The sequence below is a fragment of the Gemmatimonadota bacterium genome, assembly GCA_016209965.1.
Lineage (GTDB): Bacteria > Gemmatimonadota > Gemmatimonadetes > Longimicrobiales > RSA9 > JACQVE01.
Map to the genome: position 1 here is coordinate 1 of JACQVE010000227.1, position 8769 is coordinate 8769.

6 protein-coding genes are annotated in these 8769 nt (G+C 67.6%); all 6 read left to right on the plus strand.

The window, feature by feature from the left end; genetic code table 11:
• The coding region (locus tag HY703_09075; GenBank protein ID MBI4545334.1) for an efflux RND transporter permease subunit at window positions 1-1002 on the plus strand (1002 nt) is incomplete at its 5' end.
• A gap of 291 nt (window positions 1003-1293) precedes the next feature.
• Window positions 1294-4722 (plus strand): methionine synthase, encoded by a 3429-nt coding sequence (gene metH / locus HY703_09080; protein MBI4545335.1) that lies wholly within the window; start codon window positions 1294-1296, stop codon window positions 4720-4722.
• A gap of 51 nt (window positions 4723-4773) precedes the next feature.
• Complete coding sequence (locus HY703_09085; protein MBI4545336.1) at window positions 4774-5157, plus strand: four helix bundle protein; 384 nt, start codon at window positions 4774-4776, stop codon at window positions 5155-5157.
• A 1-nt stretch (window position 5158) separates the two neighbouring features.
• Window positions 5159-7105: a bifunctional homocysteine S-methyltransferase/methylenetetrahydrofolate reductase gene (locus HY703_09090; GenBank protein MBI4545337.1), complete on the plus strand. Its 1947-nt coding sequence runs from the start codon at window positions 5159-5161 to the stop codon at window positions 7103-7105.
• 78 nt (window positions 7106-7183) lie between these two features.
• Window positions 7184-7408 (plus strand): hypothetical protein, encoded by a 225-nt coding sequence (locus HY703_09095; GenBank protein ID MBI4545338.1) that lies wholly within the window; start codon window positions 7184-7186, stop codon window positions 7406-7408.
• Between the two features lie 470 nt (window positions 7409-7878).
• Window positions 7879-8769, plus strand: an 891-nt coding sequence (locus tag HY703_09100; protein ID MBI4545339.1) for a glycosyltransferase family 39 protein, incomplete at its 3' end; no start/stop codon positions are given.

The following is an 8769-nucleotide window of genomic DNA, read 5'->3' on the forward strand; positions in this document are numbered from 1 at the left end:
GTCGTGCGGCTGGCCGAGCCGTACCGCCGCGACCTCGAGTCGCTCGAAGACCTGACGGTCATGGAGGAGGGACGGCAGATCCCGCTGCCGTCTGTGGCGCGCTGGTACGTGGCCGAGGGGTACAGCACGGTCCGTCGCAAGGATCTGGACCGCATGGCCACCGTGAGCTCCGATGTCCGCTCCGGCGAGAACAGCAATGCCGTGCTGGCCGAGGTGCGTGAGACACTCGCCGGCTTCGAGCGCAGCCTGCCGCGGGGGTACACGCTGCGCTACGCCGGGCAGCAGGAGATGCAGCAGGAATCGGAGGACTTCCTGTGGGGCGCGTTCCTGGGCGCGCTGTTCCTGATCGGCCTGATCCTGATCTCGCAGTTCGACTCCGTCGTGAAGCCGGTGATCATCATGACGTCGGTCGTGATGTCGACTGTGGGCGTGCTCATGGGGCTCATGCTGTTCCGCATGCCCTTCGGCATCATCATGACGGGCGTGGGCGTCATCTCGCTGGCCGGTGTGGTGGTGAACAACGCCATCATCCTCGTCGACTACATTGATGTGCTGCGGGAGCGGGACGGCCTGGAGCGGCGCGAGGCGCTGGTGCGCGCGGGGATCACCCGCTTCCGGCCCGTGATCCTGACGGCAGTGACCACCGTGCTGGGCCTGGTACCGCTCGCCATTGGCTTCAACTTCGACTTCTTCGGCCTGTTCACGGCGCTGCGGCCCAACGTCTTCTGGGGCGGCGAGCAGGCTGCGTGGTGGGGGCCCATGGCCATTGCCGTCATTGCCGGACTGAGCTTCGCCACGGTGCTGACGCTGGTGCTGGTGCCGGTCATGTATTCGCTGGTGGACGACGCCGCCGCCCTCCTGCGCCGGCATTACACGCGGCCTGCGCCGCGCCGCGAGGCGTCCGGCCCCGCCGCTGCCGAGGCGGAGGTGGCGGATGTCGAAGTTGCGGCAACGGCCGGGTCGCATGGTGGGCGTGTGCTTGTGCCGGCTGTTGGGTCCTGAAGCGGCCATCTGGAATGACTTGACGGGGCCGGCCCTGGCGGGCTAAATTGCGCAGCAATCAGGTCGCGTACGGCGGAAGGATTTGCAGGCTGCTTGCTACCGCCGGGCGGGTCACTCTCCGAGCACCCGCCGAAACAAAAGCCTAAAGTGCCGGGATCGGTGGTTCGCACCAGTCTGCGCCCCGCACTGCAAGTGGCTGCGGGGCGTTCGCTTTAATAGAGGCAGGGGGCCGTGCCGGCAAGCCGCTACCTGGAAGTCCTCGAGCAGCGCGTCCTGGTCTATGACGGCGCCATGGGCACGAGCATACAGACGCGGCGTCTGAGCGCCGGCGACTTTGGCGGCGCGCGCCTCGAGGGGTGCAACGACCACGTCGTGCTCTCGCGGCCGGACGTCATCGAGTCCATCCACGCGTCCTTCCTCGAGGTGGGGTGCGACGTAGTGGAGACGAACACTTTCCGCGCCAACCGCCTGACGCTGCGGGAATACGGGCTGGAGGGCCGTGTGCTGGAGCTGAACCGCGCGGCGGCCGGGCTGGCGCGGCGGGTGGCCGATGCCTATGCCACGCCGGATCGGCCGCGCTTCGTGGCCGGCAGCATCGGCCCCAGCGGCTACCTGCCCAGCACATCGGATCCCGCGCTGGGCAACATCAGCTACGACGAGCTGGCCGAGGTTTTCCGGGAGCAGGCGCAGGGGCTGGTCGAGGGTGGCGTCGACGTCCTGCTGATCGAGACCAGCCAGGACATCCTGGAGGTCAAGGCGCAGGTGGCCGGGATCCGGCGCTACTTTCGCGAGGCGGGCGTGTGGCGGCCGATCCAGGCGCAGGTCACGCTGGACACCTCGGGCCGCATGCTGCTGGGCACCGACATCGCCGCGGCCATGGCCATCCTCGAGTCGCTGCACGTGGATGTGCTGGGGCTGAACTGCTCGACGGGCCCCGAGCACATGCGCCAGCCGGTGCGCTTCCTGTGCGAGCATGCCGCGCTGCCGGTCAGCGTCATCCCCAATGCCGGCATCCCGCACAACGAGGCGGGGGTCGCCGTCTACCCCTTGAAGCCGCAGGAGCTGGCGGCGGCGCACGAGGAGTTCGTCACCCGCTTCGGCGTGGCCATTGTGGGCGGCTGCTGCGGCACCACACCCGAGCACCTGCGCCAGGTGGTCGAGCGGGTATGGGGCCGGCCGCCGCTCGCGCGCCAGGTTCGGCCGGTGCCGCGCGCCGCCAGTGCCATGACCGCGCTGCCGCTGGTGCAGGACCCGCCGCCCACGCTGATCGGCGAGCGGGTGAACAGCCAGGGCTCGCGGCTGGTGAAGCGGCTGCTGTTGGCGGACGATTACGATGGTGTGCTCGAGGTGGCGCGCGGCCAGGTCGAGGGTGGCGGCCACCTGCTGGACGTGTGCGTGGCGCTGACCGAGCGGCAGGACGAGGCCGAGCAGATGCGCCGGCTGGTGAAGCTGCTGGCGCAGGGGGTGCCGGCGCCGCTCGTCCTGGACAGTACGGAAGCCGACGTCGTCGAGGCGGCGCTCAAGCAGTACCCGGGCCGCGCGGTGGTCAATTCCATCAACCTCGAGAACGGACGCCAGCGGATTGACGCGGTCATGCCCCACGTCATCGAGCATGGCGCCGCCGTCGTTGCCCTCACCATCGACGAGCAGGGGATGGCCAAGACGGCGGAACGGAAGCTGGAAGTGGCACGCCGCATCCATGACATTGTCAGGCGCGACTACGGCCTCCAGCCCGACGCCCTCATCTTCGACACGCTCACCTTCACCATGGCAACGGGCGACCCCGAGTTCCGCCGCTCGGCGCTCGAGACCATCGAGGGCATCCGCTGCATCAAGCGCGAGCTGCCGGGCGTCCTGACCAGCCTGGGCGTCTCCAACGTCTCCTTCGGCCTGGCGCCGCACGCGCGCGCGGTGCTCAACTCGGTATTCCTGCACCACTGCGTCGAGGCAGGGCTGGACATGGCCATTGTCAACCCCGCGCACATCACGCCCTACGCCGAGGTCGACGCGGAGCAGCGCGCGCTGGCCGATGATCTGATCTTCGACCGCGGCGAGGACGCGCTCGCCCGCTTCATCGCGTTCTACGAGGCGCACGCCGTCAGCCAGGAATCTGCAGCGGACCCGACCGAGGGGATGACGCCGGAGCAGGCGATCCACTGGAAGATCCTGCACCGTAAGAAGGAGGGGATCGAAGAGCTGGTGGACGCGGCGGTGGCGAAGCGCATGAGCCCGAGCCCGAGACACAGCCCCAGTCGTCACGATGCCGGCGTCTCGGTCCTCAACAACGTGCTTCTTCCCGCCATGAAGGAAGTGGGCGACAAGTTCGGCGCGGGCGAGCTGATCCTGCCCTTCGTGCTGCAATCGGCGGAGGTCATGAAGCGGGCGGTCGCGCGCCTCGAGTCGTACCTGGACAAGGTGGAGGGGCAGAGCAAGGGGAGGGTGGTGCTGGCCACCGTGTTCGGCGATGTCCACGACATTGGCAAGAACCTGGTGCACACCATCCTGGCCAACAACGGCTACACGGTCTATGACCTGGGCAAGCAGGTCCCGGTCAACACCATTATTGAAAAAGCGCTGGAGGTGGATGCGGACATCATCGGCTTGTCTGCGCTGCTGGTCTCGACCTCGCGCCAGATGCCGCTCTGCGTGCAGGAGCTGCACGCGCGGGGGCTGAGCTTCCCCGTGCTCGCAGGCGGCGCGGCCATCAACCCATCCTTCATCCGGGCGGCCGCGTTCGTGGACGAGGCGCGCCAGCACGTCTATGCGCCCGGGATATACTACTGCAAGGACGCGTTCGAGGGGTTGGCCACGCTGGATTCGCTGCTGGACCCGGCCCGGCGTGCCGGCTTCATCGAGCGGCGGCACACCGAGATCCGGGAGGGCGTGGCACGGCGCGAGGCGCTGCAGGCCGAGGCGCGCGCGCGGCGGCCGGCCCGTCGCAACGGCGGGCCGTCCCGGGACGTCGAGATCCCGGCGGCGCCCTTCTGGGGCGTGAAGGTGCTGGACCGGCTGCCGCTCGCCGAGCTGTTCCGTTACCTCGAGCTCAATACGCTCTACCGGCTGCACTGGGGCGCGAAGAACGCCAAGGGTGAGGTGTGGGAGCGGCTGGTACGCGAGGAGTTCGAGCCGCGGCTCCGGCGCTACCAGCAGGAAGCGCTGGCCGGCGGCTGGCTGACGGCGCGCGCAGCCTACGGCTATTTCCGGGCCGCGGCGGACGGCGACGCGCTGGTCATCTTTCACCCCGATGACCCGGCGCGCGAGTCTGCGCGCTTCGACTTCCCGCGCCAGCAGGACCGGGAAGGACTCTGCCTGGCCGACTATTTCGCGCCGCGCGACGCCGCTCGCCAGGACGTCGTCGCCCTGCAGCTCGTCACCATGGGCGACGCCATCGTGACGCGTTCCGAGGCGCTGATGAAGGGCGGGGACTACGGCGAGGGCTATTACCTGCACGGCTTCGGCGTGCGGCTGGCCGAGGCGGCTGCGGAGTACGTGAACCGGCTGATCCGCCGCGAACTGCGGCTGCCTGCGGGCCGCGGGCTCCGCTACTCCTGGGGCTACCCTGCCTGCCCCGACCACCTGCAGCACCGGCTGGTCTTCGAGTTGCTGCCGGCGCGCCAGCGGCTGGGCATGGAGCTCACGGAGGCGGGGGCGCTGGTCCCCGAGCTGTCCACTGCAGCCATGGTCGTGCACCACCCGGAGGCGAAATACTTCAGTGCTTGACCAAACGTGCCCGTGCCCGCGCCCGTGCCCGTGCCCGAAAGGACGCCTGCGGTGCGTTTTGACCACGAACGCCTGGATGCTTACCGCGCCGCGGTCACGTTCCTTGCTTGGGCTCCGAGCGCGCTGGAAGGGCTACCGGCCCGTCGAAACTTCCTCGGCGATCAATTGATGCGGGCCGCTACATCGATCCCGCTCAACATCGCTGAGGGAGCTGGCGAGCACAGCCGAGCCGAGAAGGCACGCTTTTACCGCATAGCGCGCCGCTCTGCTGCCGAATGCGCTGCCATCCTTGACGCGCTTCGTGTGCTCGGATTTGCGGAGTCTGAACAGCTCTCGACTGGCCGCGAGCTCCTCGAGCGGATTGTCTCCATGTTAGTCGTCCTGTGTCAGAAGCTCGAACGGCCGGGCACGGGCACGGGCACGGGCACGGAGTGAGATCGTGTCACGTTTTCTAGAGCTCCTCCAGGACGACCGCCCCCACGTCTTTGACGGCGCCATGGGCACCATGCTCTACCAGAAGGGCGTGTTCATCAACCGTTGCTATGACGAGCTGAACCTGAAGGACGCCGAGCTGGTGAAGGAGATCCACCGCGCGTACCTCAAGGCGGGCGCCGAGTTGATCGAGACGAACACCTTTGGCGCCAACCGGGCCAAGCTCACGGAGTACGGTCTGGAAGCGCAGGTCCGGGAGATCAATGCGCGGGCGGCGGCGCTGGCGCGGGAAGCCGGGGCGGGTCGCGCGCTGGTGGGCGGGTCCATAGGCCCGCTGGGCGTCCGCATCGAGCCGTACGGCCCCACCTCCCTGGACGAGGCGCGCGCCCTGTTTCGCGAGCAGGCCGAGGGGCTGCTCGAGGGCGGCGTCGACTTCTTCATCCTGGAGACGTTCAGCGACCTGAGCGAGATCGAGCAGGCGCTGCGCGCGGTGCGGGAGCTCTGCGAGCTGCCGGTCGTCTGCCAGATGACCATGCAGGAGACCGGGGCCACCGCCTACGGCACGGCGCCCGAGCTGTGCGCCGCACGGCTGGACGAGTGGGGCGCCGACGTCATCGGCCTGAACTGCTCGGTGGGCCCGCACGGCATCCTGGAAGCCATCGAGAAGATGGCGGGCGCGACGCGGAAGAAGCTGTCGGCCCAGCCCAATGCCGGGCTGCCCCGCGAGATCCAGGGTCGGCAGATGTACATGGCCTCCCCGGAGTACATGGCCAAGTACGCGCAGCGGCTGATCCGCGCGGGCGCCAAGTTCGTGGGCGGCTGCTGCGGCACCACGCCCGAGCACATCAAGCTGATTGCCGACGCCGTGTACGCGCTCTCGCCGGGCCGCGTGCGCGTACGGCTCGCGCCGCCAGAAGCAGCCGCGCCTGACGTCCAGGTCGTGGCGCTGGCCGAGCGCTCGCACTGGGGCGCCAAGATCGCCGCCGGCGAGATGGTGAGCAGTGTGGAAATCGTGCCGCCCAAGGGCGTGAACCCCGCCAGGATGCTGGCGGGCGTGCGGCTGCTCAAGCGCGCCGGCATTGATGGCGTTAACGTGCCCGACGGGCCGCGCGCGCAGAGTCGTATGGGCGTGCTCGCCACCTCCGTGCTGATCGAGCAGATGGTGGGGATCGAGACCGTCATCCACTACTGCTGCCGCGACCGCAACCTGCTGGGCATGCTCTCCGACCTGCTGGGCGCGCACGCGCTGGGGCTGCGCAACATGCTCTTGATTACCGGGGACCCGCCCAAGATGGGGCCCTACCCGGAGGCGACGGCGGTCTTCGACATCGACTCGATCGGCCTCACCAACCTGGTCAGCCGGCTGAACCGCGGGCTCGATCCGGGCGGCAACCCGATTGGCGAGCCGACGTCGTTCACCATTGGCGTGGGCGTGAACCCGGGCGCGGTGGACGCGGACTACGAGCTGAACCGCTTCTACTGGAAGGTCGAGGCGGGCGCCGAGTACGCCATCACGCAGCCCGTCTTCGACCCGGACCAGCTCCTCGCCTTCATTGAGGAGCTCAAGAAGCGCGAGATCTGGATCCCCATGGTCGCCGGCATCTGGCCGCTGGTCTCGGCGCGCAACGCCGAGTTCCTGGCCAATGAGGTGCCCGGTGTGGTGGTGCCGCCCGAGGTAGTCGAGCGCATGCGGCGCGCGAGCGACAAGGGGAAGGAGTTCGCGCTCGAGGAGGGCGTGGCCATTGCGCGCGAGATGTTCGCGCAGGTGCGCCCGTACGTGCAGGGGATTCAGGTCAGCGCCCCCTTCGGCAAGGTCCCCTTCGCGCTTCAGGTATTCCAGGACATGGAGGGGATCGACGCGGCGCCGGGCGAGGAGCAGGTCGAGCCGGTAGACGCGCTGGGGTTCCCGCCGCCGGGGGCGCGGGCGAGCGCGTCAATTCCGGACTCCTAGGGCTCAGCATGTCATGCAGCTTGCCGTTTCTCGCCGGGGTACGGTAGCTTGGCGCCAATGTCGTTCGAGGAGGGAATCGTGACCAGGCTGCTCGAAGAAGCGATCCGGAGGGCGTCCCGGCCCCCGGCTGACTTGCAGGACCACATCGGTGCTGCGATACTCGCGGAAATGGAGGCCGACCTCGCCTGGGAGGCGACGTTGGCCAGCCCTGAATCCCTTCAGCTCCTGGACGAGTGGGCTGCCGAGGCGCTCGCGGACCTGAAGGCTGGGCGAACCGAGCCGCTCGATCCAGAGGCTATATGAAGTCGCGCCGGAACGCGCGCTTCAACAAGGCCTTCGAGAAAGCTGGCAAACCCGGTTCAAGAACTCGCCCGGGCCGCGTACAAGCGGTTCCGGGCGAATCCTTTTGATCCCCGGTTACGGTTCCACGAGATCCAGGGGGCTCGCACTTCGGGCGTTCACGCCGTTGATGTAGGGCACCACCTCGCCACTGCCTACCGAGCGCTGGGGGTCTGGGACAAGGACAAGGATGTGATCGTTTGGTTCTGGATCGGGTCTCACGAGGACTACAACAGCCGGCCGATTTATGTGGTCAAGGCAGTTTCCGACGCCCACGCCCCCCGGTGAATCCGGCAGAACAGTTGTCCGACACACCGAACGGGTGAATTTAGGTGGGCTCGTTGCGGATCGCGAAGTTGGCTTGGTCGGGCTTCAGGCCGGCCGTGATGGCCGCCTAGTGACCTCCCATTTCTGGAGGCTGGACGCCCCCCATCATGCGTTCTCTGGCCGCCCGGGCGCGCTCTAGACTTTCGCGTTCATCGGGTCCCCAGACGACAAGTATCCTACTGCTCGGTCTCGTTTGGGCAGTAAGCGCCGCGTACGTTGCCGGGCGACTCGATCAGGGCTGGTTCCCTCCCGACGACGGCATTCTGGCTCACAGCGCCGAGCGAATCTTACATGGCGAAACGCCGCACGCGGATTTTGACGATATCTACACCGGCGGGTTGACCTACCTTCATGCGCTGGGCCTCCGGATTTTTGGCACGAACCTCTTGTCGCTCAGGCTCGTGCTTTTTGTTTTCTTCCTGGCCTGGGTCCCTGTGGTCTACTGGATCGCAACTCAGTTCGCACGGCCGGCAACCGCGGCCCTAACGAGCCTTCTCGCCGTTGCCTGGAGCGTACCCACTTACACCGCCGCCATGCCTTCCTGGTACAACCTTTTCCTGGCAACGTTTGGGACCGGTGCGCTGCTGAAGCACGTCGCCACCGGGCACGGCGTGTGGCTGCTCGCAGCGGGCTTTTGCGCCGGCCTCTCGATGATGGTCAAAATAGTTGGCGTGCACTTCGTAGTGGGCGCCTTGCTTTTCTTGGCGTTTCGCGAGCAGATTTCTCCTCTCCGGTCCAACACGGCTGTAGCAGCGCCCGCGCTCGTGCGCTATTGGATGCTTGTCCTGGGAGCTTTGCTCACCCTGACGATCGCACTCTTGGAGACGCTTCGATATTTCCCGACACTTAACGCATTCACACACTTTGTGCTGCCCACGGTCGCCATCGGCGCTCTTCTCCTCAGGAACGAAGGGGCCGCACTGGCCGGCCCTTTCTGGCAGCGCCTTGGTCGGCTGCTCCGGCTGGCCGGCCCCTTCCTGGTTGGCCTTCTTACGCCA

Coding starts and splice junctions, on each gene's coding strand:
- metH (MBI4545335.1), top strand. CDS start 1,294: ATGGGCACGAGCATACAGACGCGGCGTCTGAGCGCCGGCGACTTTGGC.